Origin of the sequence: Stenotrophomonas nematodicola (genome assembly GCF_009467805.1) — a bacterium.
GTDB lineage: Bacteria > Pseudomonadota > Gammaproteobacteria > Xanthomonadales > Xanthomonadaceae > Stenotrophomonas > Stenotrophomonas nematodicola.
On the sequence record NZ_WIAY01000003.1, the window covers coordinates 15702 to 41899 of the forward strand.

The window sequence follows — 26198 nt, forward strand, 5'->3', positions numbered from 1 at the left end:
GCGTGGGCGCACCGGACCAGGAACGCCGGCAGCTGCGCGAGGCCGTGCAGCGCCAGCCGAGCGACTTCATCGCGTGGGTCATGCTGGCAGACGCCGAACTGGAAGCCGGCGACGTCGCCCGTGGCGCGGCCGCCGCCACGCAGGCGCTGCAGTTGCGCGACGATCATCCCGAAGCCCTGGCCCGGCTCGGGCGTGCCCGCTGGATGCAGGGCCAGCCCGGCCACGCAGCCGTCCTGCTGCGCCGTGCGGCTGAGCAGGTACCGCAGCATCCCGGCATCGCCCTGTGGCTCGGCCATGCGCTGGAGGATGCCGGCCAGCCCGAGGCCGCCGCCGATGCCTATCGCCATGCGCACCGGCTGCTGCCGGGTGAGCCCTACATCACCGCGCAACTGCTCAACTGGCAGCGCCGCCTGTGCGACTGGCGCGATCTGGACCGGCTGTCGGCGCTGGTCCGTCGGGCCGTGGCGCAAGGCCAGGCGGTGGTCGAGCCGTTCGCCTTCCTCAGTGAAGATGCCAGCGCCACCGAGCAGCTGACCTGTGCGCGGCAACGCGCGGCAGCGATCGGGACGGATCTGCCCGCCCTGCCCCCGACAACCGTGCGGGACCACGGAAGACTCCGCGTCGGCTTCCTCTCCAATGGCTTCGGCGCGCATCCGACCGGGCTGCTGACGGTGGCCCTGTTCGAGCAGCTGGCCCTCGCCGATCGGCTGGACCTGCATCTGTTCGCGCTCAACGGCGATGACGGCAGCGACATCCGCGTCCGCCTCCAGGCGGCGGCCAGCGTGCTGCACGAGGTGGGCGGACAGCCGCACGACCGTGTTGCCGCGCGCATCCGCGACGCCGGCATCGATGTGCTGTTCGACCTGCGCGGCTGGGGCGGCGGCGGCACGCCGCAGGTGCTGGCGATGCGTCCGGCACCGATACAGGTGAATTGGCTGGCGTATCCGGGCACGTCCGGGGCGCCGTGGATCGACCACGTGCTGGCCGATGCCTTCGTGCTGCCAGATGCGCTGGCATCGGCCTTCAGCGAGCGCATCTGGCGCCTGCCACGCGCGTTCCAGCCGTCGGACAACACGCGCGAGGTTGCGACGCCACCGTCGCGCGTCGCCTGCGGCCTGCCGGCGCAGGGGGTGGTGCTGTGCTGTTTCAACAACAGCTACAAGCTCACCCCGCGCAGCATGCAGCGCCTGTTCGCGGTCCTGCAGGGCGTACCGGGCAGCGTGCTGTGGCTGTTGTCCGGCCCGGGCAACGCCGATGCGCGGCTCCGTGCGGCGGCCCGCCAGGCAGGGCTGGAGCCGGCGCGCCTGGTGTTCATGCCGCGCCTGCCCCACGCCGAGTACCTGGCCCGGTACCAGCACGCTGATCTGTTCCTTGATACACACCCCTACAACGCCCACACCACCGCCTCCGACGCGCTGTGGGCCGGCTGCCCCGTACTGACCTGCCCGGGCACCACGTTTGCCGCGCGCGTGGCCGGCAGCCTCAATCACCATCTGGGACTCACCCGGATGAATGCTGCCGATGACCGTGCCTTCATCGCCACGGCAATCCGGCTCGGCAACGATGCCCCGGCGCTGCAGGCGCTGCGCGCCGAACTGGCCGTGCAACGCACGCGCAGCGGGCTGTTCGACATGGCGGCGTTCGCCGTCGATTTCACTGCTGCGGTCGAGGGCATGGCGCACGAGCGCGGCTGGCAGGTCGCACACACGCCCTGATCCTGCCATGCGCTAGGCTCGAGCCTCCACGACAGAACCGGGGCGGCGGATGGGCAAGCTCAAGCGCAAGGCATACCAGGAACAGCTGGAACCGATGCAGTTGGAACTCGCGGCAATGGCGCGCTGGGTGCAGCACACCGGCCAGCGCGTGCTCGTGCTGTTCGAAGGCCGCGACACCGCCGGGAAGGGCGGCGCGATCCAGGCGATCGCCGAACACCTCAATCCCCGCCAATGCAGGGTAGTGGCACTGCCCAAGCCCACCGACCGCGAAAGCACCCAATGGTATTTCCAGCGCTACGTGTCGCATCTGCCGGCCGCTGGCGAGATCGTGCTGATGGATCGCAGCTGGTACAACCGCGCCGGCGTCGAGCATGTGATGGGCTACTGCACCGAAGCGCAGTACCGCGCGTTTCTGGCGCAGACGCCGGTGTTCGAAACGCTGCTGGTGGACGACGGCATCCTGCTGTTCAAGTACTGGCTGACGGTGGACCAGGCGCAGCAGGAGAAGCGTTTCGCCGAGCGCCACCTCGATCCGCTCAAGGGCTGGAAACTGTCACCGGTGGACCTGAAGTCGCGCAGCAAGTACAGCGCCTACACCGAAGCGCGCGAAGCGATGCTGCGCGCCACCCACCGCGAAGCAGCGCCCTGGACGCTGGTTGATTTCAATGACCAGAAGCGCGGGCGGCTGGGATTGATCCGCAATCTGCTGGACCGCCTGCCCGACACCCGCGTGGACGAGCCCGTGCTGGCACTGCCACCGCTGAAAGGCAAGCTGCACACAGAGCATTTCGGCGTTCTGAAACCGATCGAAGACATCGACACCCCGTAGTGCCGGGCTCTGCCCGGCAACGGGCGCTTGCGCGGTACAGGCCGCGTGCGCGGGCGGGAGGTACGGGGGCGGATCGGCGAGCAGCCGGGCAGAGCCCGGCTCTACGAGGTGCGGTGTGATGATCGACGCATGTCCAACGCGATGCGGCGGTCAACGACACGTAGTGCCGGGCTCTGCCCGGCAACAGGCGCTTGCGCGGTACAGGCCGCGTGCGCGGGCGGGAGGTGCGGGGGCGGATCGGCGAGCAGCCGGGCAGAGCCCGGCTCTACGAGGTGCGGTGCGATGATCGACGCATGTCCAACGCGATGCGGCGGTCAACGACACGTAGTGCCGGGCTCTGCCCGGCAACAGGCGCTTGCACGGCAAAGGCCACGCGCGCGGGCGGGGGGTACGGGGGCGGATCGGAGAGCAGCCGGGCAGAGCCCGGCTCTACGAGGTGCGGTGCGATGATCAACGCATGTCCAACGCGATGCGGTGACCGACACGTAGTGCCGGGCTCTGCCCGGCAACAGGCGCTGGCGCGGTACAGGCCGCGCGCGCGGGCGGGAGGTGCGGGGTCGGATCGGCGAGCAGCCGGGCAGAGCCCGGCTCTACGGGACCTGCGTGACATGGTCATCAACGCCGGTCCAACGCGATGCGGTGTTGATCAACGCATGTCCAACGCGATGCGGTGACCGACACGTAGTGCCGGGCTCTGCCCGGCAACAGGCGCTTGCGCGGTACAGGCCGCGTGCGCGGGCGGGAGGTGCGGGGTCGGATCGGCGAGCAGCCGGGCAGAGCCCGGCTCTACGGGACCTGCGTGACATGGTCATCAACGCATGTCCAACGCGATGCGGTGTTGATCGACGCATGTCCAACGCGATGCGGTGACCGACACGTAGTGCCGGGCTCTGCCCGGCAACAGGCGCTGGCGCGGTGCCGCGCGCGCGGCTATTTGGCGGCAATGCGCTGTTCGATGTCGGCGGCGGTGACCGGGCCGAGGTACTCCTTGGCGACCGTGCCATCGGGTGCGATCAGGTAGGTCAACGGCAGGCCACGCGGAATCGCGAAGTCTTCCGGCGGGTTGTACGTATCGACGATGACGATCGGATAGGTTACCGGTCGCTTCTCCAGGAACGCCTTCATCTCGGCCGGTTCGATGTCTTCATAGGCCAGGCCCACCACCTCGATTTCGTCGCGCATGGCATGCAGCGCGGACAGTTCCGGCATTTCCTTGCGGCACGGCGCACACCAGGTCGCCCAGAAGTTCACTACCACCCATTTGCCACGATGCGCGGCCAGATCGTAGTCGCTGCCGTCCAGCGCCTTGAGTTTGAGCGTGGGGCGCTCCACGGTACGCCGGTCCGTATCGGGCGCGGCCGCAGGCGCGGGGGCCGCAGGGGCCGCAGGGGCTGGCGACGGCGTGGCGGCGGGCTCAGGCTGCGCGGTCGGGGCGGGCTTGTTGCACGCAGCCAGCGCCAGCAGGCCCAGCGCAAGCAGCAGGGGCTTGGCAGTCATGGTTTGTCTCCGAGGTTTGTATAGATGTCGCTGACGCGTCGCTTGAGCAGTTCGCGCAGCGGCAGGCGCAGCGCGTCCAGCGCGGCCACCGAGGCATCGCCCAGGCTGTCGTCGCGGTAAGGCAGGTACGCTTCCTTGACCGGGATGCGCATCTGGGTGGTTTCGTACAGATCCGACAGCGTCAGCTTGTCCAGGTCGCGCGCCAGCAGCCATTCGCCCTGTTCGTCGCGCCGCACCACGCGGATCGCTTCCAGGTCGCACAGCATGGTCTGCAGGAGCGAGTCGGTCAGCATCGGCTCCAGCCTGAGGATCTCGTCGTCATCCAGGCTGCGTCCGCTCTGCCGCGCCTGCTGGAACCGCCCGATCAATCGCAGCAGGCCGTAGAGCTCGTAGCCGGTGGGCAGGCGCAGGTCCGCCGGCTGGTAGCGGAAGGCGGCGATCGAGGACGCCAGCGACGCGCCCAGCAGCACCGACACCCAGCACAGGTAGATCCACAGCAGCAGGATCGGCACGAAGGCCACGGTGCCGTACAGCTTCTGGTAGGACTGGAAGCTGCCCAGGTAGGCGCCCATGCCCCACTTCACCAGCTCCAGCATCACCGCGGCCAGGATCGCGCCGGGGATGGCATGCCGCCATTTGACGGTGTGGTGCGGAACCACGCGGTAGACCAGCATGATGCAGACGAATTCGATCAGTACCGGTGCCAGCCCCAACGACAGATTGGCCAGCCATCGGCCTTCGCTGGTGCCGAACAGCGGCAACGCGAACACCCGCGCCGAGACCGCGAGCGAGGCGGCCGCCAGCATCGCGCCCAGGGTCAGCACCGTCCAGTAGACCAGGAAACGGGTCAGCTTGGGTCGCGCCGAGCTGACCCGCCAGATCTGGTTGAAGGTCTGCTCGACGCTGTTGAGCGTGATCAGCAGCGACACCACCAGCGCGATGAAGCCGGCGGCGGTGAGCTGGCCGGCACTGGCCGAGAACTGGCGCAGGTAGCCTTCGGCCGCGCGCGCCGCGTTGGGCACGAAGTTGGAGAACACGTAGTCGCTGAGCTGGTCGCTCCAGCGGTCGAACACCGGGAATGCCGAGAGCACCCCGAACACCACGATCGCCAGTGGCACCAGCGCGAACACGGTCGTGTAAGCCAGCGACGCGGCCGCCTGGAACAGACGGTCGTCGAGGAAGCGGTGCCACAGGAAGCGGCCGAAACTGGCGGCGCGCGCGCGATCCCGCACACGTTCCATCCACAGGTTGAGGGTGTCCAGAGGTTCCATCGGCGCAAGGGTACCCGATGCGGCGAAACGTGCACGCATCGGCCGCGCTCGCCCTGCGCCCGCCGCATCGCCATACTGGCCCCTGGCCCCAAGATGAGATGAAGGCGCGATGGCGGAGATTCTGGTGCTGTACTACAGCCGCGGCGGTTCGGTGGCCCGGCTTGCCCGCCAGATTGCGCGGGGCATCGGCGAAGTGCCCGGCATGGGCGCGCGTCTGCGCACGGTGCCGCCAGTGGCGGCGATCACCCAGACCGCGCGGCCGCCGGTGCCCGAGGAAGGCGCGCCGTACGTGAGCGTGGAGGATCTGGCCGAGTGCGACGGCCTGATCCTGGGCAGCCCGACCCGCTTCGGCAACATGGCCGCTCCGGTGAAGCACTTCCTGGATGGGCTGGGCGCCGAGTGGGTCAACGGCACACTCGCGGGCAAGCCGGCGGCAGTGTTCACCTCGACCGCGTCGCTGCACGGCGGCCAGGAGTCGACGCTGCTGTCGATGCAGGTGCCGCTGCTCCACCACGGCTGCCTGATCGTCGGCATTCCCTTCACCGAACCGGCCTTGAGCCACACCACCACCGGTGGCACGCCTTATGGCGCCAGCCATGTGGCCGGCGCCAACGATGACCCGACGCCCAGCGAGGACGAAGCGATCCTGGCCCGTGCGCTGGGCCGGCGCGTGGCCGACATCGCACGGCGGCTGGCATGAGCACGCGCGCGACCGCGGTCGTTCTCGCGCTGCTGCTGGCGGCGCTGGCCGCGCTGTATGCGCTGTGGTTCGCGCATGACAGGCACTGGCTGGCCACGCAACTGGTGTTCACCGCTCCGCCGCTGCTGCTGGCCGTGGGCGTGCTGGTGCGCCGGGGCAAGGCCGCGTTCTGGGCCGGCGTACTGGCGTTGTTCTGGTTCAGCCACGGGGTGATGAGCGCCTGGAGCCATCCGGAGATCGCGGTGTGGGCCTGGACCGAGCTGGTGCTGGCGCTGGCGGTGATTGCCGTGGCCAGCGCGCCGGGCCTGCGCCGGCGGTTCGGGAAGAAGCGCTGACGGCAGACGGGCGACGCACGGCTCTCCGGGATCGCGCGGTATCATGGCGCCAGGGCGCGGCGACGCCGCCCAGCTCACCGTCAACCCAGGATTGCTGCAATGGACGAACTACTGATCATCACCACCGGCGGGACGATCGACAAGATCTACTTCGACGACAAGTCGGACTACCAGATCGGCGATCCCCAGATCGGGATGATCCTGCGCGAACTGGGCGTGACCTTCCGTTTCAACGTGATTCCGATCCTGCGCAAGGATTCGTTGCACATCACCGATGACGACCGCGAACTGATCCGCGCGACCATCGCCGCCCAACCGACCCGCCACGTGCTGGTCACCCACGGTACGGACTCGATGGTGCAGACCGGCAAGGTGCTCAAGTCGATTGCCGACAAGACCATCGTCATGACCGGCGCGCTGAGCCCGGCGCGCTTCCGCGGCTCGGATGCGGAGTTCAACATCGGCTGTGCGATCGGTGCGGTGCAGTCGCTCGCCAGCGGCGTGTACATCGCCATGAACGGCCGCATCTGGAATCCCGAGCAGGTGCGCAAGAACGTGGCGGCCAACCGGTTCGAGGAAGCCTGACGCGCCACCGCCTGGCGGACATGAAGACGCCCCGGCATGCCGGGGCGTCTTTGTTGCAGCTCCCGATCAGTACTGCGCGGTCAGGCTCAGGCCGGAGAAGGTCGTGTAGGCCTTCACCCGCACGTGCCAGGTGCCCGCAGCCGGGGCATTGATGGTGCAGGTTTCATTGTTGCCGCTCAGGTACGGGCGGCAGTTGTACACGGTGTCGGTCGGAGCGCTGCCCGAGCGCACGTACAGGTCCGCATCGCCGCTGCCGCCGGCAATCGTGACCTTCAGCTGCGCGCTGCCCGAGGGCACGTTCACGGTGTAGGCCAGCGATGCACCGCTGGCGGCGCCGAGGCCGGTGACCGGAACGTTGTTCTGCAGCACCGTGCCGGTGCCCGGGCCGGGGCCGGTCCCGTTGAGCGCTGCGGTGACCGCGGCATCGGCATCGACGATGCCCGCGCCGCACCCGCCGGTGCAGGCACCCGGCAGTGCACGCGCGGTGTTCTTGAGCAGGGTCTCGACCGCGGCCGGCGACAGCGCCGTCGGTGCCACCGACTGCACCAGCGCGACCACGCCCGCCACGTGCGGCGCCGCCATCGAGGTGCCGTTGTAGGACGCGTAGGAGGCTGCGCCCGGCACCGTGGTGCCGCTGTTGAGGGTGGACAGAATCGCCTGGCCCGGTGCCGAGATGTCGATGCCGGCGCCATAGTTGGAGAAGCTGGCGCGGGCACCGGCCGAGGTGGTGGCGGCCACCGCGATCACGTTGGCGCAGTTGGCCGGCACCGACGAGGACACGTTGGTGTTGCTGTTGCCCGCGGCCACCACGACGGTGGTGCCGCGCGACACCGCGCCATTGATCGCGTTCTGGTAGGTGGTCGAGCAGCTGCCACCGCCCCCCAGCGACATGTTGATCACTTCGGCCGGGTTGGCATTGGCCGGAACGCCGCTGACGGTGCCGCCCGAGGCCCACACGATCGCATCGGCGATGTCGGAGGTGTAACCGCCGCACTTGCCGAGCACGCGCACCGGCACGACCTTGGCATTGAAGGCGGTACCGGCCACGCCGGTGCTGTTGTTGGTCACTGCGGCGATGGTGCCGGCCACATGGGTGCCATGCCAGCTCGAGTTGGATGCCGGGATGCCGGAGCCGCACTCGTTGGCGCCGTACCAGTCGCCTTCATCGTTGGCGTTGTTGTCGCGCCCGCCGCCATCGCGCGCCATCGCGGCGTCGCTGATGAAGTCGTAGCCCGGCAGGATGTTCGCGTTGAGGTCGGGATGGCTGGTGATGCCGGTATCGATCACCGCCACGACCACGCCGGCGCCGGTGGCCTTGTCCCAGGCCGGGCGCACGTTGATGGACGCGTTGCTGGTGCCGAAGCCCCACTGCTCGGACAGACGCGTATCGTTGGGCACCAGGGTGGCCTGCATCAGCTGGTCGACCTCGACGTATTCCACGTTCGGGTCGGCCGCAAGGCGGCGCATCAGCAGTTCGGATTCGGCCTGATCGAGCGGACGATCGGTCTTGACCACGGTCGGACCGATGGCGAGCTGACGCAGTTTCTGCAGGCCCAGCGCGCGCCCTTGGGCGGCGGGCACGGCGCTGGCGGCCGCCTTGAGCGAGCTGGCCAGTGCGGTGGGCGTGGCGATCGCGCTGCTGCCGTCCTTGTACTTCACGATGAAGCGCTGGTGGGTCGGCGCCGAGGACAGGCCGCTCAGCTGTACGTCACCTGCCAACGCCGGCGAGGCCAGCAGCAGCGAGGTGAGTACGGACGCGCCCAGTACAACCAATGCACGCTGACGCAAACGGTGTTGCGAATCATGAGACATCGGATTTCCCTTTCAGACTGAAGGATGCCGTCTATGCGGCGAAAATCCGGCGCGATCCGTGGCTACGGATCTATGGCAGTGATCGCGACCGGTTGTTGGATCGGTTTCCCCTAACAAAAACCGCCCGACGACGGACGCTATTGGTTTCGCCGCCACGCAACAACGTGTCAATGCCTTTTCAGTCTTGTGAACATTCCGATCTGAGACTTTTCGGGTCAACGGTTTGTGAATGTGAAGGAACTTTCACGACAGAAACCGCCACATGAACGGCTTTTTCAAGTCCACCCTCTGTCTTGCCCGACAAAAACCGGACATCCCGTTGCGCAACAACGACTTGCGTGGGGCCATCCACACAAAGGCCCGCCTGTTGCCAGGCGGGCCTTGGGAAACGCGCGATCAGGGCGCCAACCGGATCAGGCGTCCAGGCGCACCAGCCAGCCGTGGCGGTCCGGCAGGCGGCCGTACTGGATGTCGGTCAGTTCCTTGCGCAGGGACATCGTCACTTCACCGGCCGGCGCGTTGATGTCGCCCACCGCGAAGCCGTCGCCCTTGAGCTGGCCGATCGGGGTCACCACGGCGGCGGTACCGCAGGCGAACACTTCGGCGATGTCGCCGGAGGCCACGCCCTGCTTCCACTCGTCGATGCTCACCTTGCGCTCTTCAACCTTCATGCCGCGGTCGCGGGCCAGCTGCAGGATGCTCTCGCGGGTGATGCCCTCAAGGATGCTGCCGGACAGTTCCGGCGTCACCAGCGTGCCGTCCTTGTAGACCAGGAACACGTTCATGCCGCCCAGCTCTTCCAGGTACTTGCCTTCCACCGGATCCAGGAACAATACCTGCGAGCAGCCCTGGGCCTGCGCCTTCTGCTGCGGCAGCAGCGAGGCGGCGTAGTTGCCGCCGCACTTGGCCGCGCCGGTGCCGCCCTTGGCGGCGCGGGCGTATTCGGTGGACAGCCAGATCGACACCGGCGCCACGCCCTTGGCGAAGTACGGACCCGCCGGGCTGGCGATCACGTAGTAACCGGCCTTGTGTGCGCCGCGCACGCCGAGGAAGGCTTCATCGCCGATCATGAACGGACGGAAGTACAGGCTGGATTCGTCGGCCGACGGCACCCAGCTGGCGTCCACGGCGATCATCTGCCTGAGCGACTCGACGAAGATGTCCACCGGCAGTTCCGGCAGCGCCAGGCGCTGCGCCGAACGCTGCAGGCGCCGGCCGTTGGCATCCGGGCGGAAGGTCCAGATCGAGCCATCGGCGTGGCGGTAGGCCTTGATGCCTTCGAAGATCTCCTGGCCGTAGTGCAGCACTGCGGCGGCCGGGTCCAGCTGCAGCGGGCCATACGGGCGCACGCTGGCATCGTGCCAGCCGGTGTCCTTGTCCCAGCGCACTTCCACCATGTGGTCGGTGAAGTGCAGGCCGAAACCGGGCGCGGCCAGAATGCGATCGCGCTCCTCGCTGCTGCGCGGGTGGGCCGAACGGGTGGTGCTGAAGCTCACGGAAGACTGGGACACCGGATATTTCCTGTTCTGGTTACGGGGAACGCCACCACCACCAAACGCGCGGTGGAGCGGTTACAACATGCCGGTTTCAAGCCGGGCGGCCTCGGACATCATGTGGCGGCCCCACGGCGGATCGAACACCAGCTCGACGTCGGCCTCGGCCACCGTCGGGATCATTTCCAGCTTGCTGCGCACGTCGTCGACCAGGATCTCGCCCATGCCGCAGCCCGGCGCGGTGAGCGTCATCTTGATGTCCACCTCGCGCCGGCCATCGTCCAGGTGCTTGAGATCCACTTCATAGACCAGGCCCAGATCGACGATGTTGAACGGAATCTCGGGGTCGAAACAGGTGCGCAGCTGCTGCCACACCAGTTTTTCCACTTCCTCGTCGGAGGCGTTTTCGGGGAGTTCCAGCGCGGGCGGCGGTTCCTTGCCGATAGCGTCGCCGTCCTTGCCGGCGATGCGGAACAGATTGCCTTCGACAAACACGGTATAGCTGCCACCCAGCGCCTGGGTGATATAGCCATAGCTGCCGGCCGGCAGCGTCACCGTTTCGCCCTGCGGGACCATGACGGCCTCGCAGTCGCGTTCGAAGTGGACAGGTTCACTGCTACGGGAATACATGTGGATGGATATGGGGTCGCGGCCAATTCCCGCAAGGCCGCCATTTTAGCCCAGCCGCCGGCCACGCGCCGGTCACCACGCAAGCCGGTATCCTGTGGGGACTTACAGGAAGATCGAATGTCGCCCACGTCCGTGTCTGCCCGGCCCCGTCACTGGCTCTGGCCCCCGCTGTTGCTGCTTGGTATCGCCACGGCCACGCTGGCCTGGTTGTTCATCGCCCTCCTCAGCGGCCAGCAGGCCGGCTGGATGGCCGTTCTGGGAGCCCTGGACGTGGTGCTGATGCTGCGGCTGGGCACCTTCCGCCCGGGGGCAACCCGGGTCGTGGTGACCGTGCTGGCCACGGCAGTGGTGGCACTGGCGGCCAACTGGTTCATCGCCTCGGCCTACCTGGGCGGCTCGATGGGGCTCAACCCGTGGGAATCTGCGTTGCGCATGGGCCCATTCATGGCCAGCACGCTGATCCAGCTGGCCAACGGGCCGCTCGAAGCGATCTGGCTGGCCGTCGCGCTGGTGGTTGGCGGGTGGCTGGCGCGGTGATGCCGGCCGCTGGGCGGCACCACCGGTCGGGCCCGGTGGCGGTCAATGGCCGCCGTCGAGCGCCTTCAGTTCGCTGACCAGCGCACTGGCGGCACCGGCACCATCGCCGTACAGCATGCGCGCGTTGTCGGCATAGAAGAGCGCGTTCTCGATGCCGGCAAAGCCGGTGCCCTTGCCACGCTTGATCACCACCACGTTGCGCGCGTTGACCACATCCAGGATCGGCATGCCGTAGATCGGGCTCGCCGGGTCGGTGCGCGCGACCGGGTTGACCACGTCATTGGCACCGATCACCAGCACCACATCGGTGTTGGGGAATTCGGGATTGATGTCGTCCATGTCGGCGATCAGGTCGTAGGGCACGCCGGCTTCGGCCAGCAGGACATTCATGTGCCCGGGCATGCGCCCGGCGACGGGATGGATCGCGAACTTCACCTTGATGCCGCGTTCGATCAACCGCTGCGCCAGTTCCCACACCTTGTGCTGGGCCTGGGCCACGGCCATGCCGTAGCCCGGCACGATCACCACGCGTTCGGCGAAGGCGAGCATCGCCGCCACGTCGCTGGCCTCGATCGGTTTCTGCGCGCCACTGATCTCCTGCGCGGTACCGCCGCCGCCAAAGTTGGAAAACAGCACGCCGCTGATCGGGCGGTTCATCGCCTTGGCCATCAGGCGGGTCAGCAGGATGCCGGCCGCGCCGACCATCATGCCGGCGATGATCAGCGCCTCGTTGCCCAGCACATAGCCCTCGAACGCCACCGCCAGGCCGGTAAAGGCGTTGTAGAGCGAGATCACCACGGGCATGTCGGCGCCGCCGATCGGCAGGGTCATCAGAACGCCCAGGGCGAGCGCGACCACGAAGAAGGCGATGATCGCCACCGGGCTCAGGCTGACGCCGGCCCAGATGCCCAGCCCGACCATCGCCACGGCAACCGCCAGGTTGAAGGCCTGCTGCCCGGGGAAGGTCACGCGTCGGTCCAGCCGTCCGTCCAGCTTGGCCCAGGCGATGATCGAACCGGACAGTGACACCGCACCGATCGCCGAGCCGATGATCGCCAGCGCCAGCACCGTGGCCGAAGGCTGGCGCGCGGCCAGTTCAGCAATGGCCTGTTCGCTCCAGTGCGTGGTATCGCGATTGGCCAGGAAGGAGAAGCGCAGCAGCTCCACCGCACCGATCGCCGCGGCCGAGCCACCGCCCATGCCGTTGTAGAGGGCCACCATCTGCGGCATGTCGGTGATCGCCACGCGCTTGGCCGACCACCAGGCCACGCCGGTGCCGATCGCCACCGCCGCCAGGATCAACGGCACGTTGTGCAGCTCGGGCAGGAAGAAGGTTGCCACCGTGGCAATCAACATGCCCAGCCCGGCCCAGCGGATGCCGCTGCGCGCGGTCATGGGCGAGGCCATGCGCTGCAGGCCCAGCAGGAACAGCGTGGCGGCGACCAGGTAGCTGACCTGGACCAGCCACTGCAGCAGGTGTGCGGTGCTCACGTTCAAGGCGCCTTCTCCCCCGCGTCGCGCTTGGCGCTGGGCTTGAACATGTCGAGCATCCGCTCGGTGACCACATAGCCACCGGCCGCATTGCCGGCGCCGAGCACCACCGCGACGAAGCCGATGATCTTCTCCAGCGGTGTCTGCGCGTGGCCCAGCACCACCATCGCACCGATCAGCACGATGCCGTGGATGAAGTTGGACCCGGACATCAGGGGGGTATGCAGGATCACCGGCACCCGTGAAATGATCACATGGCCGGCGATGGCGGCCAGCATGAAGATGTACAACGCCACGAACCCGTCGCTCATTGCAGTCTGTCTCCCAGGCGGTGATCCCGTCCCGCCCATCATAACCATGCGCTGAACCGTTCTGCAGGCCGGTCAACCGATGGCGCACTGGTGCGTTCTCACGTTGTCCCCCTGCGCGAGCGCTACCCTGTGCTGGTGAGCCCCTCCCTACCGACGCTGCCCACCGAGGCCGATGCGCCGCTGCCGGTATCGCTGGACGCGTTTCTGGCCGGTATCGGCCCGCGCGCGTTCCGCTTCGCCGAAGCCGGCCTGCGCCAGCGCGACGACGCCCTCGATGCCGTGCAGGACAGCATGCTGCGGATGCTGTCCTACCGTGACAAACCCGCCGCCGAGTGGGCGCCGCTGTTCTGGAGCATCCTGCGCCGCCGGGTGGTGGACCTGCAGCGCCGCCGCGGGTTCCGCCTGCGCTTCTGGCGCAGCAGCGATGCGCCTGCGGAGGATCACAACATCGACTGGGCCGACAGCGCGCCCGGCCCGGCCCAGGCGCACGAGCAGCGCGATCAGTACACGCGTCTGGTCGCCGCGCTGCGCCAGCTCCCGGCCCGCCAGCGCGAGGCCTTCACCCTGCGCGTGCTGCAGCAGCTCGACGGCGCCACCACCGCCCGGGCGATGGGCTGCAGCGAAGGCGCGGTCAAAACCCATCTTTCGCGCGCACGCGCAGCCCTGCAGCAGCACCTGGAGATCGAACTGTGAGCCGCCCGCCTCTTCCTTCCAGCACCGACGCGGCCCTGCAGCAGTTGCATGCGCAGGCGGTTGCGCGGCTTTCCCCGGCCACCCTGGCGCGGCTGCATGGCGCGCGCCACGCCGCGCCGCAGCGCACCCGCGCGCATGGCTGGTGGCTGGCCACGGCCTGCTCGGCGGTCGCCGCACTGGGACTGGGCTACAGTTTCACGGTCAGCCCGCCGCGTCCGGCCGCGCTGCCGGTCACCGCGACACTGGATGACGGCATCGACGTACTCGACGAGAATCCCGATCTGTACGTGTGGCTGGCCGGCACCGATCTGGCAATGGAGTGAATCGATGAAACCGCGACTGATGCTGGGACTGGCACTGCTGACGCTGACGGCGACCGGCTGGGCACAGACGTCCCCGTTACCGAACTGGGACCAACTGACCCCGCAGCAGCGCGAGGCGTTGATCGCGCCGGTGCGTGACCGGTGGAACGATGCGCCGCCGCCACAACGCGAGCGGATGCTCCAGCATGGGCAGCGCTGGCAGGAGATGACCCCGGAACAACGCGATCTGGCGCGCCGTGGCCGACACCGCTTCGAAAACATGTCGCCCGAGCAGCGCGAGCAGGCCCGCGCGCTGTTTGCGCAGATGCGCACGATGAACCCGGCCCAGCGCGACGAACTGCGCGCCCGCTGGGCGCGCATGACCCCTGACCAGCGCCAGGACTGGCTCAAGGCCAACCCCATCGTCGAGCCGCCCGCCGCGCCCAGAAAGCCCTGAGCGCCGCGCCGCCGGGCCATGCTCAGCCGGCGGCGTCCGCGCCCTGCCAGCGGGTTCTGGCCTGCAGTTCGTCGGTCCAGTCGAAGGCGATCGCACCGTCCTTGAGGAACAGCGCGACGAAGTTGTACAGGTTGCGCGCGTACATCTCGCTGGCGTGCACGGCACCCTGGCTGGCCAGGTTGAGCGGACCGTCGACGGTGATGCCGTCCAGGTCGATGGTCTGCCCCGGCACGGTCGCTTCGCAGTTGCCGCCGGTCTCGGCGGCCAGGTCCACCACCACGCTGCCCGGCTTCATGCCGCGCACCATCGCGGTGCTGAGGATCCGCGGTGCAGGGCGACCCGGCACGGCCGCCGTGCACACCACGACGTCCACCAGGCGCAGATGGTCGCCGAGCCGGCGCTGCTGTTCGGCCCGCTCGTCCTCGGTCAGCGCGCGGGCATAGCCGCCTTCACCGGCGGCGCTGACTCCCAGGTCAAGGAATTTGCCGCCCAGCGATTCGATCTGCTCGCGGGTTTCCGGGCGCACATCGAACCCTTCGACCTGCGCGCCGAGCCGGCGCGCGGTGGCGATCGCCTGCAGTCCGGCCACACCGGCGCCCACCACCAGCACCCGCGAGGGGCGGATGGTGCCGGCGGCCGTGGTCAGCATCGGGAAGAAGCGCGGCGCGCGCTGGGCCGCGATCAACATGGCCTTGTAGCCCGCCATGCCGGCCTGGGAACTGAGCACGTCCATCGACTGCGCGCGCGTGGTGCGCGGCAGACGCTCCAACGGAAAGGCATGCAGCGCGCGCGATTGGATGGTCGCCGCACGGCCTGCGTCAGCCTGCGGGTAAAGCATGCCCACCAGGGTGGCGCCGGTCTTGAGCTGGGCCCACTGGGCCGGGGATGGCGGCTGCACGCACAGCACGATATCGGCCGTGGACAGGCCGCCGGCGTCGGCCACCTGCGCGCCGGCGTCCAGATACGCCGCATCCGGGAAACCGGCCGCCTGTCCGGCACCGGCCTCAAAACGAACGGTCGCGCCGAGCGCAGCCAGCTTGCGCGCCGTCTCCGGCGTCATTGCCACGCGCCGTTCCCCCGGCGCGCCTTCCTTGACCACCAACACCTCGACAGCCATGCCTGTCCCCGTCGTTCAGCGGATAGTGCCGTGATCGTAACCTGATCGGTGGGCGCCGGGTCGGCCTAGTGGACGGTGGCGCTCTTGGTGTCCAGGCGGTCGATCACGCCCTGCATGGCGCTGTCGAAGGCGCCATCGTCGATATGCGCGCGCAGGCGGCCCAGCCGCACCATCACCGCCAGTTCTTCCGGCGAGGCCACGCAGAAGCGCACGCCGCGGCGGTTGACGAACAGCAGACGCGAGGAGATCGGGCTGACCCAGGACAGCTTGCCGGCCTGCACCTTGCCGTCCTTGTCGACGAAGTCCAGCCAACTGCCGATCTCCATGCCGCGGAAGCGGTCGGCATCGGCGTTGTCGAAGTCGCTGACATCCACCTTGCTGCCCAGCTCCACGGCCGGGGCTTCCTGCGCGGGCGGTGCCGGCAGCACCACCTGCGGCAGTTCCGGCAGCGCGCGCTCCAGTTCCGGGCGCGATTCGGCGATGCCCTGCAACGTGTCATGCAACGCGTCGATGGCGCTGGTGGCGGCATCGGCGTGCACGCCCACACTGGCAAACACCTTGCGCAGCGCCGGGTGCCAGGCCTGCAGCCAGGGCTTGCCGACGATCTTGCGGCGCGCTTCGGCCACCTCTTCCAGCAGCCCGTCGGCCAGGGCCAGCGCCTCACCCACCGACGCGCCGTCTTCGCCTTCGCGCAGCACACTCAAGGTGAGGTGGTGCTGCCACGGCTGGCGCAGGAACTCGCCGATGGCCTGCGGCAGGGTGGCATCGGCAATGCGACGGTCCAGTTCGGCGGCCGCCCGGGTGCGCGCCATTTCCAGCTTTTCCTGACCGCGCTGGGTCTCGGCCGCACGCCGCTCGGCGATTTCGATCCGGCGCCGATGCTGGGCCAGGAAATCGCGGAATTCTTCTTCCAGCGTAAGGAAGATGGCGAGGTTCTCGTTGAACTCGGCCACCAGCCGCTCGATGATCTCCTCGACCTTGCCCATCAGCACGCGCTCGGCCTGGCTTTCGCCGGTATTGCCTTCGCACGCTTCGGCCAGCGAGTTGAGCAGCTTGCGCGCCGGGTGGGTCTTCTGCACGAACATGCGGCGGTCGAGCATGGCGACCTTCACGAACGGCACCACCAGCCGACCGATCAGCTCGCGCGAGCGACCTTCCAGGTCGCGCTCGTCCAGCATCACATCAAACAGCATGCCGACCAGGTCGATCGCGTCCTCGTCCTGCGGGTCCAGCCGGGCTTGGCCCGGGTCGACACCGAGGCGCGTGGCACCGGACAGCACTTCGCTCTTCAGGCGCTGGGCCAGCGATTCGCCGTCCTCGCCGATCGCCGCGCGCAGGGTGGCGCTGGGCGTGGCCTGGAGCAGCGACAGCACCGACATCATTTCGCGTTGGCTGAGCGGACGCTGCTGGCCCACCGCCACACTCGCGGCGGAGGTGGCGTCTTCGCGCACATGGCGGGTCTGCTGCAGCAGTTCATGCAGCGCTTCCAGCAACATGCCCTGGTTGCCGCTCAGACCCTCGGCGCCGTCCGCACCGCCGGCATGGCTGCTGGCGCCGTGCGAGGACTGCATGCGGCCACGGCTTTCGGCCCAGCGGTCGGCAAACCGCCTGGCCCAGGCCGGCGCGGTCGCGTCGTCATTGCCGTGCTGCGCCGTGTCCAGCGCGTCGACCAGTTCGTCCAGCTCGTCGCGCGGCGTCGGCGGGCGCGGGGCCGGGCGACGCGGCGCGGCCATCTGCGGCATCACGCCGGCAGCGGCCAGTTGTTCGTCCACTTTTTCGTAGCGCTTGCCGATCGGGGCGTGCAGGTCGCGCTCGCACAATTTGATCAGCACCAGCCGCACTTCCGGGGCCAGCTCACAGCCGGCGAAGGCCTCGTGGATGGCCACACCGATGTGTTCCGGGCTGATCGGGTTGGTGTCCGCGTTCAGCTCCAGGCCCCCGGCAATCATGCCCAGGCGGCGGTCCAGACGGGCCAGCACCGGCTTCCAGTCGCGCAGCAGCACGGTGGCGAAATTGCGCACGGCCAGCCGCGATTCCAGCACGTGCTCGGGCACCAGGCTCAGGCCGTCCTCGATCTGACCGGCCAGCGTGGCCTCGGCCGACAGGGGCTCGCCCTGCTCCAGCGCCGACCAGGCGCGGGCCAGATGGGTGCGGAAGCCGACCACGATGTCGTCGCGGCGGCGGCGCAGTTCGCGCATGCCGTCCAGGAACAGCAGCTGCGACGCGCCTGCGGTGCCGGCACGGTCGAACAGCACATCGTCAAAGCGCGCCAGTACGGTCGCGAACGACTCGGCCAGCGCGGGCAGCGCCGCGTCGCGCGCAAGCGTCAGCAGCGCGGCGTTGCGACCCGGATGGCCCGTAGCAGTGGGCGTGGCGATCATGCGAAAAGGCTCCCCACCCTCGCAGGCACTCTAAGCAGCGTGAATACAGCCGACGCAGGTACACCCCATGCACCCGCATACGGATCGTAGGCCGGCCGGCCGGTAGCGGACAGTGAAGCAGTCCTCACTTCATACCTCATGACCGGGGCGCCGGCAGGCCTTGTATCGTACGGGGAGCGGTCGCGGGAAGCGAGTACAGCCACGTGAACGACTTCCGTTAATTAGGTGATGTTCATCACGTTTTGTCGCAAATTGCACCGAGAACGCCCAAAGCCGTGTCACAAACTGCCGCGACTATACTGAGAGGCCCGTGAAAGCCGATCGAGATCCCATGCTGCTTCCCGCTGCGCTGCAGGCGCTGGACATGCGCCGTTCCGTCCCCGCCCGACACCTGGGCGAGCCCGGGCCGGACCCGCAGACGCTGGCGCGGATGCTCGCCTCGGCGGTGCGGGTGCCCGATCACGGCAAGCTGGTGCCGTTCCGCTTCCTGCGGATCACTGGCGATGCACGTCACACTCTGGGCACCTTCCTGGCCGAACGCAGCCGCGAGCGCGACCCCAACGTGGCCCAGGCCCAGCTGGAGAAGGACCGTCAGCGGTTCTCGCACGCCCCGCTGGTCATTGTGGTGGTCACCCGTCACACGCCCAGCCCCAAGGTGCCCGCGCAGGAACAGCTGATGACCGCCGGCTGCGTCTGCTTTGCCCTGCTGCAGGCCGCGCAGGCGTTCGGCTTCGGCGCCCAGTGGCTGACGGCCTGGATGGCCTTCGACCCGGCCGTCCATGCCCACCTGGGGCTGGCCGACAACGAGGGCATCGCCGGTTTCATCCATATCGGCACGCCGAAGACCGAGGTGCCCGAGCGCGACCGTCCGGACCCGGCCGCCCTGCTGCAGGACTGGAATGGCTGAGATGAGCGTTCCGTCCCCCGTGGTGGCACCGCGCCCGCCGCTGTATCTGGTGGATGCCAGTCTCTATGTGTTCCGCGCCTGGCACTCGATGCCCGACGAATTCCAGGACCAGCAGGGCTGGCCGACCAATGCCGTGCACGGTTTTGCCCGCTTCCTGCTCGACCTGCTTGAACGCGAACGCCCGCGGCATATCGCCATTGCCTTCGACGAGGCGCTGGACAGCTGTTTCCGGCACCGCCTGTATGCCGCCTACAAGGCCAACCGCGACCCGGCACCGGATGCGCTGCGCCGCCAGTTCGCGCACTGCAAAGCGCTGTGCGTGGCGCTTGGGCTGGCGGTACTGGCCCACCATGAGTACGAAGCCGACGACCTGATCGGCAGCGCCCTGCACGCGCGCCGCGAGGCGGGCATGCGCGGGGTGATCGTCTCCGCCGACAAGGACCTGTCGCAGCTGCTGTTCGAGCACGACGAACAGTGGGACTACGCACGCAACCAGCGTTGGGGCATGGCCGGGGTCAAGGCCCGCCACGGCGTCCATGCCCACCAGATCGCCGATTACCTGGCGTTGTGCGGCGACGCGGTCGACAACATCCCCGGCGTGACCGGCGTGGGCGCCAAGTCCGCGGCGGTGCTGCTGGCCCACTTCGGCAGCCTGGACACGTTGTACGAACGCATCGACGAAGTGCCGTTCCTGCGCCTGCGTGGCGCCGCGCAGATGGCGGTGCGCCTGCGCGAGCAGCGTGAGCACGCCTTGTTGTGGCGGCAGTTGACCACCATCGCGCTGGATGCGCCGCTGGACGGCGGCCCTGCCGACTTCAGCCGGGTCAGCGCCGATGCGCAGATGCTGCAGGGCCTGTGCGATGCGCTGCGGTTCGGGCCACTGACCCGTCGCCGCCTGTTCGCCGCCGCCGGCCTGTCCGATTCCCCTTCCGTAGCCAGCGAGATCGCATGAGCCCCAACACGCAAGCCCCCAAGGTCGTCTACGAAGGCAAGTACCAGCGCATGGTCGTGCGCGGTACGTGGGAATACAGCGAGCGCACCCACGCCGGCGGCCTGGCCGCGATCATCATCGCCGTCACGCCCGAGGACAACGTGCTGTTCGTCGAACAGTTCCGGGTGCCGCTGCAGGCCAACACCATCGAGATGCCGGCCGGCCTGGTCGGCGACATCGACGCCGGCGAGTCGATCGAAGTCTCGGCGGTGCGCGAGCTGGAAGAAGAAACCGGCTGGACCGCCGCACATGCCGAGGTGCTGATGATCGGCCCGACCTCGTCGGGTGCGAGCAGCGAGCAGATCGCGTTCGTGCGCGCCACCGGCCTGCGTCGGGTCGGTGCCGGTGGTGGCGATGACAGCGAGGACATCACCGTGCACGAAGTCCCGCGCGCCCGCGCGGCGGCGTGGCTGGTCGAGAAAATGGGCCAGGGCTACGCATTGGACGCCAAGCTGTGGGCCGGGCTGTGGATGATCGAGCACCACCTGGACGGTACCCCGCGTGGCTGATGCGTTTGTCCCGCCGCTGCACGCCGCCACGCTGCTGGGACCGTCGGATCCCGCGCCGTTCACGGTGCACCCGGCCCGGGGCCGCTCGCCGTTCGTGTTGATTGCCGACCATGCCGGCCAGCAGGTGCCCGCGGCGCTGGCCGATCTGGGGCTGCCGCAGGCCGAGCTGGACCGGCACATCGGCTGGGACATCGGCATCGCCGGGGTCACCCGTGCCCTGGCGGGCCTGCTGGGTGCCTGGGCCATCGAGCAGACGTACTCGCGGCTGGTGATCGACTGCAACCGCCCGCCCGGCGCGCCGGGCCGGTTCGCGCCGGTCAGCGACCACACCGTGGTGCCCGGCAACCAGCGCCTGGACGCCGCCGCGCAGGAGGCTCGGGTACGCGAGATTTTCGACCCCTATCACCAGCGCATCAGCGCCGAGCTGGATGCGCGCTCTGTCGCCGGCACCCGGACGATTCTGATTGCCATGCACAGCTTCACTCCGGCAATGCAGGGCGTGGCGCGGCCCTGGCACGCCGGCGTGCTGTACCAGCGCGATGCGCGCTTCGCGCATGCACTGCTGCACGCGCTGCAGGCCGAGGGGGATCTGGTGGTGGGTGACAACCAGCCCTATGCGGTCAGCGACGCCACCGACTATGCGATCCCGGTGCATGCCGAAGCGCGTGGTCTGGCGCACGTGGAACTGGAAATCCGCCAGGACCTGATTGCCGACAGCGCCGGGCAGCTCGCCTGGGCGCAACGTCTGGCACGCGTCTTCAACCAGCTCGAACCCGCCTTCCGCTGACACCCGGCGCTGCTCCGCTCCGACAGCACCCCGCATTGCGCCCGTAGAGCCGGGCTCTGCCCGGCTGCTCTCCGTTCCGGCGTCGGCAACCCCGCGCTTCGCGCGCCAGCCGACCAACGGTCGGCGCTACCCGGAAGCTGCGGCTACGCGGTAGCGCGTTGATCGGCCGGGTCTTCCTGCGGCCGCAGCCACAGCGCCACCGCGACGCCCAGCAGCGCAAAGGCGGCCGCGCCGTATTGCGCGTTCACCAGCCCCTGCAGTGCGTCCGGGCCGGTGCCCGCCGCCGATGCGCTGCGTCCGGCATTGGCCAGCATCACCAGCAGCGCCAGGCCCAGCGCGCCACCGATCTGCTGGGCAGTGGCCGCCATGCCGGAGGCCACGCCCTGCTGCGCAGCCGGCACGCCCTGCCCGGCCACAATCCACATCGCCGTCCAGGTCATGCCCTGCCCGAGGCTCAACACCACGATGCCCGGCAGCAGCGGCCAGTATGTCGCCCCATAGGGCAGCGCGACCGCCACGGCCGCGATACCGATCGCGCCGGCCGCCATGCCCCGTGCCAGCACCTGGCGGGGCGAGCGACGGGCGAGCATGCGTTCAGTGATGCGGATGCCGACGGTGCACACCAGCGTCGGCGGCAGGAATGCCAGCCCCGCCTGCAGCGCGCTCCAGCCATAGCCATCCTGGTAGTACAGCGCCAGGAAGTAGTACTGCACGCCGAAGCTGCTCATGAACACGAACGTCAGCAGCATCGCGGCCCGCAGGCTGCGCAGACGCAGCAGGGCGAACTGCATCAACGGATCGCGGCTGCGCTGCTCGATCTGCACGAAGGCGACCAGCAGCACCACCGACAGCGCCAGGCAGCCCAGCGTGCGCGGCGCCAGCCAGCCCCACTCCGGCCCCTGCACCAGGGTGGTCACCAGCAGGCTGCCGCCCAGGGTGACGGTGAGGCAGCCGGCCAGGTCGAACGAGCGCCCGGCCTGCGGCGCGGAGTCGCGCGGCAGCCACCACCCGCCCAGCAGCGCACAGGCGCTGGCGAACGGCACGATCACCAGCAGCACCGAGGCCCAGCCGAAGCTCTGGGTGAGCACTCCGCCGAGCAGCGTGCCCAACGCCAGGCCACCGGCGCTGGCCATCGACCAGATCGCCAGCGCACGGTTGCGTGGCGCACCCTCGGCGTACAGCGTGTTGATCAGCGACAACGTGGCCGGGAACAGCAACGCCGCGCCGATGCCCTGCACCGCCCGGGCCGCGATCAGCAGCCACGCACTGGTGCTGAAACCACCGACCAGCGAGGCCAGCGCGAACAGCGCCATGCCGAGCCGATAGACCCGGCGGCGCCCGAGCAGATCGGCCGCGCGGCCGCCGAGCAGCAGGCAGCCGCCGAAGGCCACGGTGTAACCGCTCACGATCCATTGCAGCTGCTGCGCATTGATCCGCAGCTGCACCCCCATCTCGTGCAGGGCCACAAAGATGATGGTCGCGTCGAGCGCGATGATCAGCTGGGCCATTGCCAGCAGGGTCAGCGCCAGGCGCGGCGGGAAGGAACGGGGAGCGTCGGTCATGCCAGTCGGTACGGGGGAAAGGCGGGCAGTCTCATTGATGACGCAAGACAAATAAACCCGGATACTTCGATTTCTGTCATGCATTTTCGCATCAATCGAGGGCGGACATGGATCTCAATGCGGTGCGCATGCTGGTACAGGTCGCCGAGGCGCGCAGTTTCACCCTCGCTGCCGGCCAGCTCGGGGTCAGCCAATCGGGGCTGTCGCGCGCGATCAGTCGGCTGGAAGGCACGCTCGGTGTGCGCCTGCTCCACCGCAACACACGCAACGTCAGCCTGACCCCCGACGGGCAGCAGTTCGTGGCGCACTGCGCGCCCCTGCTGAGTGGCCTGGAGGATGCCGAGCGGCGCCTCGGCGACCGCCCGTGCACGCCGTCGGGCGTACTCAAAGTCACCGCCCCCTCGATGTTCGGTCGCAAAGTGCTGGTGCCGCTGGCCGGCCAGTTGATGGGTGCGCATCCGCACCTGCAGTTCGACCTGGTGCTCAACGACCGCCTGGTCGACCTGGTCGAGGAAGGCTTCGATGCCGCCCTGCGCACCGGCCCGATCAGCGACGTGCGCATGGTGGCGCGGCCGTTGCGGCCGTTGCACTGGGTGACGGTGGCCTCGCCGGCTTACCTGGCCCGGTGCGGTGCGCCGGCCACGGTGGACGATCTGCACGGGCATGCCTGCCTGGCGGTGCGCAACCTGCGCAGCGGGCGGCTGGTGGACTGGCAGTTCCGCGACGGCGACGGGCTGCGTGACGTCACCCCACCGGCGCGGATGGTGTTCGACAGTGGTGATCCGCTGGTCGAAGGCGCACTGGCCGGCGTCGGGATCGTGCAGGTGATGGACTTCGCGGTGGCCGATGCCCTGGCTGACGGCCGCCTGCAGCGCGTGCTGCAGCCTTTCGAGGGCCGCAGCCGCGCGTTGTCACTGGTGTACCCGCCGTCGCGGCAGGCCTCACCGAAGCTGAAGGTGCTGGCCGAGGCGCTGCTGGCCGGCCACTGGTAGCAGCAGCGCGTGCCGCCCCACCGATGAGGCGCATGCCCCACCGGTGGGACCGGCCGATCAGCCGGCGAAACGGTCGGTGGCGCGCACCAGCGCGTCCACATTCTCCGCTTCGAACGCCGAGTGGCCCGAGGCCGGGCTGATTTCCAGCGTCGATGCCGGCCACGCCTTGTGCAGCTCCCAGGCATTCTGCAACGGGCACACGACGTCATAGCGCCCGTGCACGATCACGCCGGGAATATCGGCGATGCGGTGCGCGTCGCGCAGCAGTTGCTCTTCCACCTCGAAGAAGCCGCCGTTGACGAAGTAATGGTTCTCGATGCGGGCGAACGCCAGCGCGAACTGCGGGTCTTCATGGCTGTTCACGAAGTCGTCGTCCACGTGCAGGAAGCTGGTTGCCCCTTCCCACACGCTCCACGCCTTGGCGGCGGCCAGGCGGGTGGCTTCGTCGTCACTGGTCAGGCGGCGGTGGAAGGCCGAGATCAGGTCGTGGCGCTCCACGGCCGGAATCGGCTTGAGGTAGTGCTCCCACGCGTCCGGGAACAGGCGGTTGGCACCTTCCTGGTAGAACCACTCCAGCTCCCAGCGGCGCAGCATGAAGATGCCGCGCAGCACCAGTTCGGTCACGCGCTGGGGGTGGGTCTGGGCGTAGGCCAATGCCAGGGTGGAGCCCCAACTGCCGCCGAACACCTGCCAGCGATCCACCTTGAGGTGCTCGCGCAACGTCTCGATATCGGCCACCAGGTCCCAGGTGGTGTTGTCCACCAGGTCGGCGTGCGGCGTGGAACGGCCGGCACCGCGCTGGTCGAACAGGATGATGCGGTACTTGGCCGGGTCGTGGAACTGGCGCATTTTCTCGCTGCAGCCACCGCCCGGGCCACCATGCAGCATCACCACCGGCTTGCCGTCGGGGTTGCCGCACTGCTCGAAGTACAGCGTGTGGCGATCATCGACCTTCAGGCTGCCGACGTCGTAGGGGGTAATGGCGGGGTACAGCGTACGCATGACGGAACTCCGTTGTTGGGGACAGGCACGCACGGGCGGGTTCACCACTCGCGCGGGCTGATCAGGTCTTCGACATCCACATCGAACCCGTAGCTGCGCGCGATGAAATCGACATCGCTGCCGATGTTGTCGCGTGCCACGGATTCCAGTTCGCTGCCCTGCGCCTCGAATGCTTCGCCGAGCACGTTGAATTCAAGCGTGGCGGCGTGGGTCAGCGCGCACAGCGCCGCCGCATCGGCGGGCGGCTCGCGCTCGATGCGCTCGCACAGGCGCAGCAGGATCTGCCGGCCCTGTTCAACCAGGGGCGCGGGAAAATAGCTGTCCTGGCGCATGTCGTGCAGGAACGGGTGGGCCATAACCTTGGCATTGCGAAGCAGCATGGCGCGTCCTTTCGGGTGGAACGCCATTCTACCCACGGCATTGTTGCCGCCGGGTTCAAACCCCGCCGGGCAGACAGCCGCAGGTCACGCGCTCGCGCTGTTCGAGATCGCGGACGGTGGACACGTGATCGAAGCCAGCCTGTTCGAACAGCGCGCGGATCGCGTCGCCCTGATCCCAGCCATGTTCGATGAGCAGCCAGCCGCCGGGCAGCAGGTGCGCGCCGGCGCCGGCGACGATCACGCGGATGTCGTCCAGACCATCGGCCCCGGATGCCAGCGCGCTGGCCGGTTCATGGCGCAGATCGCCCTGCAGCAGGTGCGGGTCGCCGCTGGCGATGTACGGCGGGTTGCTGGCGATCAGCGCAAAGCGCTGACCGGCCAACGGTGCATACCAGGACCCTGCGACGAACACCACGTTGTGCACGCCGTTCGCTGCCGCGTTGCGGCGCGCCATCTGAAGGGCCTCGGCGCTGGCGTCGGTGGCGGTGATGCGGGCGTGCGGCCGTTCGCTGGCCAGCGCCAGGGCGATCGCGCCGCTGCCGGTACCGAGGTCGGCCACCTCCAGGGCGGTCTCCCGCGGCAGCCGATCCAACGCCAGCTCGACCAGCAGCTCGGTTTCCGGGCGCGGAATCAGCGTGGCCGGGCTGACCGCCAGATCCAGCGTCCAGAAACCGCGTCGGCCAAGCAGGTAGGCAACCGGCTCGCCGGCCTGGCGGCGGGCCAGCAGGGCCTGGAAGGTCGCTACGGCGTCGGCGTCGAGCAGATCGGTGGCATGCGCGAACAGCCAGCCGCGCTCCCGCCCGAGCACATGCAGCAGCAGCAGTTCGGCCTCGTGCCGCCCCTCCACGCCGGGCAGGGTGGCGGCGGCTTCGGCCAGCAGCTGTCGAACGTCGCGCGGGGCGGCAGTCATGG

27 protein-coding genes are annotated in these 26198 nt (G+C 68.8%); 14 read left to right on the top strand and 13 right to left on the bottom strand.

The window, feature by feature from the left end; genetic code table 11:
* Positions 1-2 precede the first annotated feature (2 nt).
* Both GDJ08_RS10935 and ppk2 read left to right on the top strand, forming a co-directional pair.
* Positions 3-1715 carry an O-linked N-acetylglucosamine transferase, SPINDLY family protein gene (locus GDJ08_RS10935; protein WP_153164878.1) on the top strand — a complete coding sequence of 571 codons (1713 nt, stop codon included), beginning with the start codon at positions 3-5 and terminating at the stop codon, positions 1713-1715.
* Positions 1716-1764: 49 nt separating this feature from the next.
* Positions 1765-2544 (top strand): polyphosphate kinase 2, encoded by a 780-nt coding sequence (gene ppk2 / locus GDJ08_RS10940; protein WP_017356347.1) that lies wholly within the window; start codon positions 1765-1767, stop codon positions 2542-2544.
* Between the two features lie 930 nt (positions 2545-3474).
* On the opposite strand, the gene GDJ08_RS10945 is transcribed toward ppk2, so the two are convergent.
* A complete protein-coding gene (locus tag GDJ08_RS10945; protein ID WP_017357597.1) occupies positions 3475-4041 on the bottom strand; it encodes a TlpA family protein disulfide reductase in 567 nt (188 codons plus the stop codon).
* Positions 4038-5312: a YihY family inner membrane protein gene (locus GDJ08_RS10950; RefSeq protein WP_026071033.1), complete on the bottom strand. Its 1275-nt coding sequence runs from the start codon at positions 5310-5312 to the stop codon at positions 4038-4040. Before GDJ08_RS10950 ends, GDJ08_RS10945 begins: the two co-directional genes overlap by 4 nt.
* 109 nt (positions 5313-5421) lie before the next feature.
* Between GDJ08_RS10950 and wrbA the strand changes: the two genes are divergently transcribed.
* From wrbA to GDJ08_RS10965, 3 genes are all read left to right on the top strand, one after another.
* Positions 5422-6012, top strand: coding sequence for an NAD(P)H:quinone oxidoreductase (gene wrbA / locus GDJ08_RS10955; RefSeq protein ID WP_017357595.1), 591 nt, complete (start codon positions 5422-5424; stop codon positions 6010-6012).
* Entirely contained in the window at positions 6009-6347 is a 339-nt protein-coding gene (locus GDJ08_RS10960; RefSeq protein WP_153164879.1) for a DUF2069 domain-containing protein, read from the top strand. Before wrbA ends, GDJ08_RS10960 begins: the two co-directional genes overlap by 4 nt.
* A 99-nt stretch (positions 6348-6446) precedes the next feature.
* On the top strand, positions 6447-6932 hold the full coding sequence (locus GDJ08_RS10965; RefSeq protein WP_017357593.1) for an asparaginase domain-containing protein: 486 nt from the start codon (positions 6447-6449) through the stop codon (positions 6930-6932).
* Between the two features lie 66 nt (positions 6933-6998).
* Here GDJ08_RS10965 and GDJ08_RS10970 read toward each other — a convergent pair whose 3' ends face one another.
* From GDJ08_RS10970 to sufT, 3 genes are all read right to left on the bottom strand, one after another.
* Complete coding sequence (locus GDJ08_RS10970; RefSeq protein WP_136003756.1) at positions 6999-8744, bottom strand: S8 family peptidase; 1746 nt, start codon at positions 8742-8744, stop codon at positions 6999-7001.
* A gap of 413 nt (positions 8745-9157) precedes the next feature.
* On the bottom strand, positions 9158-10255 hold the full coding sequence (locus GDJ08_RS10975) for a branched-chain amino acid aminotransferase (protein WP_017357591.1): 1098 nt from the start codon (positions 10253-10255) through the stop codon (positions 9158-9160).
* Positions 10256-10315: 60 nt separating this feature from the next.
* Positions 10316-10867 (bottom strand): putative Fe-S cluster assembly protein SufT, encoded by a 552-nt coding sequence (gene sufT / locus GDJ08_RS10980; protein ID WP_017357590.1) that lies wholly within the window; start codon positions 10865-10867, stop codon positions 10316-10318.
* A 117-nt stretch (positions 10868-10984) separates the two neighbouring features.
* Between sufT and GDJ08_RS10985 the strand changes: the two genes are divergently transcribed.
* A complete protein-coding gene (locus GDJ08_RS10985; protein ID WP_017357589.1) occupies positions 10985-11404 on the top strand; it encodes a hypothetical protein in 420 nt (139 codons plus the stop codon).
* 42 nt (positions 11405-11446) lie between these two features.
* On the opposite strand, the gene GDJ08_RS10990 is transcribed toward GDJ08_RS10985, so the two are convergent.
* Both GDJ08_RS10990 and GDJ08_RS10995 read right to left on the bottom strand, forming a co-directional pair.
* A complete protein-coding gene (locus GDJ08_RS10990; protein ID WP_136003752.1) occupies positions 11447-12901 on the bottom strand; it encodes an NAD(P)(+) transhydrogenase (Re/Si-specific) subunit beta in 1455 nt (484 codons plus the stop codon).
* Positions 12898-13206, bottom strand: coding sequence for an NAD(P) transhydrogenase subunit alpha part 2 (locus GDJ08_RS10995; RefSeq protein ID WP_136003750.1), 309 nt, complete (start codon positions 13204-13206; stop codon positions 12898-12900). Before GDJ08_RS10995 ends, GDJ08_RS10990 begins: the two co-directional genes overlap by 4 nt.
* 129 nt (positions 13207-13335) lie before the next feature.
* Here GDJ08_RS10995 and GDJ08_RS11000 point away from each other — a divergent pair, with 129 nt between their 5' ends.
* Genes GDJ08_RS11000 through GDJ08_RS11010 form a run of 3 tightly spaced genes read left to right on the top strand, consistent with a single transcriptional unit; the run spans position 13336 to position 14658 of the window.
* Positions 13336-13899 (top strand): RNA polymerase sigma factor, encoded by a 564-nt coding sequence (locus tag GDJ08_RS11000; RefSeq protein ID WP_153165005.1) that lies wholly within the window; start codon positions 13336-13338, stop codon positions 13897-13899.
* Positions 13896-14222, top strand: a complete 327-nt coding sequence (locus GDJ08_RS11005; protein WP_136003748.1) for a hypothetical protein — start codon at positions 13896-13898, stop codon at positions 14220-14222. Before GDJ08_RS11000 ends, GDJ08_RS11005 begins: the two co-directional genes overlap by 4 nt.
* 4 nt (positions 14223-14226) lie before the next feature.
* The gene (locus GDJ08_RS11010) at positions 14227-14658 is read left to right on the top strand and encodes a DUF3106 domain-containing protein (protein WP_136003746.1); all 432 of its coding nucleotides are present in this window, start codon (positions 14227-14229) and stop codon (positions 14656-14658) included.
* A gap of 22 nt (positions 14659-14680) precedes the next feature.
* On the opposite strand, the gene GDJ08_RS11015 is transcribed toward GDJ08_RS11010, so the two are convergent.
* Both GDJ08_RS11015 and GDJ08_RS11020 read right to left on the bottom strand, forming a co-directional pair.
* Positions 14681-15775, bottom strand: a complete 1095-nt coding sequence (locus GDJ08_RS11015) for an NAD(P) transhydrogenase subunit alpha (protein ID WP_017356620.1) — start codon at positions 15773-15775, stop codon at positions 14681-14683.
* A gap of 65 nt (positions 15776-15840) precedes the next feature.
* Positions 15841-18156, bottom strand: a complete 2316-nt coding sequence (locus tag GDJ08_RS11020) for a DUF1631 domain-containing protein (protein ID WP_153164880.1) — start codon at positions 18154-18156, stop codon at positions 15841-15843.
* Between the two features lie 331 nt (positions 18157-18487).
* On the opposite strand from GDJ08_RS11020, the gene GDJ08_RS11025 reads away from it, so the two are divergent.
* The 4 genes from GDJ08_RS11025 to GDJ08_RS11040 are packed head-to-tail and all read left to right on the top strand — an operon-like array spanning position 18488 to position 21350.
* Positions 18488-19063, top strand: coding sequence for a nitroreductase family protein (locus tag GDJ08_RS11025; protein WP_017356618.1), 576 nt, complete (start codon positions 18488-18490; stop codon positions 19061-19063).
* Between the two features lies 1 nt (position 19064).
* A complete protein-coding gene (locus GDJ08_RS11030; RefSeq protein ID WP_136003744.1) occupies positions 19065-20015 on the top strand; it encodes a 5'-3' exonuclease in 951 nt (316 codons plus the stop codon).
* The gene (locus GDJ08_RS11035; protein WP_136003742.1) at positions 20012-20563 is read left to right on the top strand and encodes an NUDIX hydrolase; all 552 of its coding nucleotides are present in this window, start codon (positions 20012-20014) and stop codon (positions 20561-20563) included. The genes GDJ08_RS11030 and GDJ08_RS11035 overlap by 4 nt, the downstream gene beginning before the upstream one ends.
* Positions 20556-21350 (top strand): N-formylglutamate amidohydrolase, encoded by a 795-nt coding sequence (locus GDJ08_RS11040; protein ID WP_136003740.1) that lies wholly within the window; start codon positions 20556-20558, stop codon positions 21348-21350. Before GDJ08_RS11035 ends, GDJ08_RS11040 begins: the two co-directional genes overlap by 8 nt.
* 143 nt (positions 21351-21493) lie before the next feature.
* Here GDJ08_RS11040 and GDJ08_RS11045 read toward each other — a convergent pair whose 3' ends face one another.
* Positions 21494-22912, bottom strand: coding sequence for an MFS transporter (locus tag GDJ08_RS11045; protein ID WP_017356614.1), 1419 nt, complete (start codon positions 22910-22912; stop codon positions 21494-21496).
* Positions 22913-23019: 107 nt separating this feature from the next.
* Here GDJ08_RS11045 and GDJ08_RS11050 point away from each other — a divergent pair, with 107 nt between their 5' ends.
* A complete protein-coding gene (locus GDJ08_RS11050; protein ID WP_017356613.1) occupies positions 23020-23904 on the top strand; it encodes a LysR family transcriptional regulator in 885 nt (294 codons plus the stop codon).
* Between the two features lie 57 nt (positions 23905-23961).
* Here GDJ08_RS11050 and pip read toward each other — a convergent pair whose 3' ends face one another.
* From pip to prmC, 3 genes are read right to left on the bottom strand one after another with little or no spacing between them, the layout of a single operon-like run.
* Positions 23962-24906 carry a prolyl aminopeptidase gene (gene pip / locus GDJ08_RS11055; RefSeq protein ID WP_017356612.1) on the bottom strand — a complete coding sequence of 315 codons (945 nt, stop codon included), beginning with the start codon at positions 24904-24906 and terminating at the stop codon, positions 23962-23964.
* 41 nt (positions 24907-24947) lie between these two features.
* Positions 24948-25286 carry a DUF5713 family protein gene (locus tag GDJ08_RS11060; protein WP_136003738.1) on the bottom strand — a complete coding sequence of 113 codons (339 nt, stop codon included), beginning with the start codon at positions 25284-25286 and terminating at the stop codon, positions 24948-24950.
* Between the two features lie 55 nt (positions 25287-25341).
* The gene (gene prmC / locus GDJ08_RS11065) at positions 25342-26196 is read right to left on the bottom strand and encodes a peptide chain release factor N(5)-glutamine methyltransferase (protein WP_017356610.1); all 855 of its coding nucleotides are present in this window, start codon (positions 26194-26196) and stop codon (positions 25342-25344) included.
* Positions 26197-26198 lie beyond the last annotated feature (2 nt).

Excerpts from the sequence above, each read along its gene's own strand:
- ppk2 (WP_017356347.1), top strand. The coding sequence starts at position 1,765 with ATGGGCAAGCTCAAGCGCAAGGCATACCAGGAACAGCTGGAACCGATG.
- GDJ08_RS10945 (WP_017357597.1), bottom strand. The coding sequence starts at position 4,041 with ATGACTGCCAAGCCCCTGCTGCTTGCGCTGGGCCTGCTGGCGCTGGCT.
- GDJ08_RS10950 (WP_026071033.1), bottom strand. The coding sequence starts at position 5,312 with ATGGAACCTCTGGACACCCTCAACCTGTGGATGGAACGTGTGCGGGAT.
- wrbA (WP_017357595.1), top strand. The coding sequence starts at position 5,422 with ATGGCGGAGATTCTGGTGCTGTACTACAGCCGCGGCGGTTCGGTGGCC.
- GDJ08_RS10960 (WP_153164879.1), top strand. The coding sequence starts at position 6,009 with ATGAGCACGCGCGCGACCGCGGTCGTTCTCGCGCTGCTGCTGGCGGCG.
- GDJ08_RS10965 (WP_017357593.1), top strand. The coding sequence starts at position 6,447 with ATGGACGAACTACTGATCATCACCACCGGCGGGACGATCGACAAGATC.
- GDJ08_RS10970 (WP_136003756.1), bottom strand. The coding sequence starts at position 8,744 with ATGTCTCATGATTCGCAACACCGTTTGCGTCAGCGTGCATTGGTTGTA.
- sufT (WP_017357590.1), bottom strand. The coding sequence starts at position 10,867 with ATGTATTCCCGTAGCAGTGAACCTGTCCACTTCGAACGCGACTGCGAG.
- GDJ08_RS10985 (WP_017357589.1), top strand. The coding sequence starts at position 10,985 with ATGTCGCCCACGTCCGTGTCTGCCCGGCCCCGTCACTGGCTCTGGCCC.
- GDJ08_RS10995 (WP_136003750.1), bottom strand. The coding sequence starts at position 13,206 with ATGAGCGACGGGTTCGTGGCGTTGTACATCTTCATGCTGGCCGCCATC.
- GDJ08_RS11010 (WP_136003746.1), top strand. The coding sequence starts at position 14,227 with ATGAAACCGCGACTGATGCTGGGACTGGCACTGCTGACGCTGACGGCG.
- GDJ08_RS11015 (WP_017356620.1), bottom strand. The coding sequence starts at position 15,775 with ATGGCTGTCGAGGTGTTGGTGGTCAAGGAAGGCGCGCCGGGGGAACGG.
- GDJ08_RS11020 (WP_153164880.1), bottom strand. The coding sequence starts at position 18,156 with ATGATCGCCACGCCCACTGCTACGGGCCATCCGGGTCGCAACGCCGCG.
- GDJ08_RS11025 (WP_017356618.1), top strand. The coding sequence starts at position 18,488 with ATGCTGCTTCCCGCTGCGCTGCAGGCGCTGGACATGCGCCGTTCCGTC.
- GDJ08_RS11030 (WP_136003744.1), top strand. The coding sequence starts at position 19,065 with ATGAGCGTTCCGTCCCCCGTGGTGGCACCGCGCCCGCCGCTGTATCTG.
- GDJ08_RS11035 (WP_136003742.1), top strand. The coding sequence starts at position 20,012 with ATGAGCCCCAACACGCAAGCCCCCAAGGTCGTCTACGAAGGCAAGTAC.
- GDJ08_RS11045 (WP_017356614.1), bottom strand. The coding sequence starts at position 22,912 with ATGACCGACGCTCCCCGTTCCTTCCCGCCGCGCCTGGCGCTGACCCTG.
- GDJ08_RS11050 (WP_017356613.1), top strand. The coding sequence starts at position 23,020 with ATGGATCTCAATGCGGTGCGCATGCTGGTACAGGTCGCCGAGGCGCGC.
- pip (WP_017356612.1), bottom strand. The coding sequence starts at position 24,906 with ATGCGTACGCTGTACCCCGCCATTACCCCCTACGACGTCGGCAGCCTG.
- GDJ08_RS11060 (WP_136003738.1), bottom strand. The coding sequence starts at position 25,286 with ATGCTGCTTCGCAATGCCAAGGTTATGGCCCACCCGTTCCTGCACGAC.
- prmC (WP_017356610.1), bottom strand. The coding sequence starts at position 26,196 with ATGACTGCCGCCCCGCGCGACGTTCGACAGCTGCTGGCCGAAGCCGCC.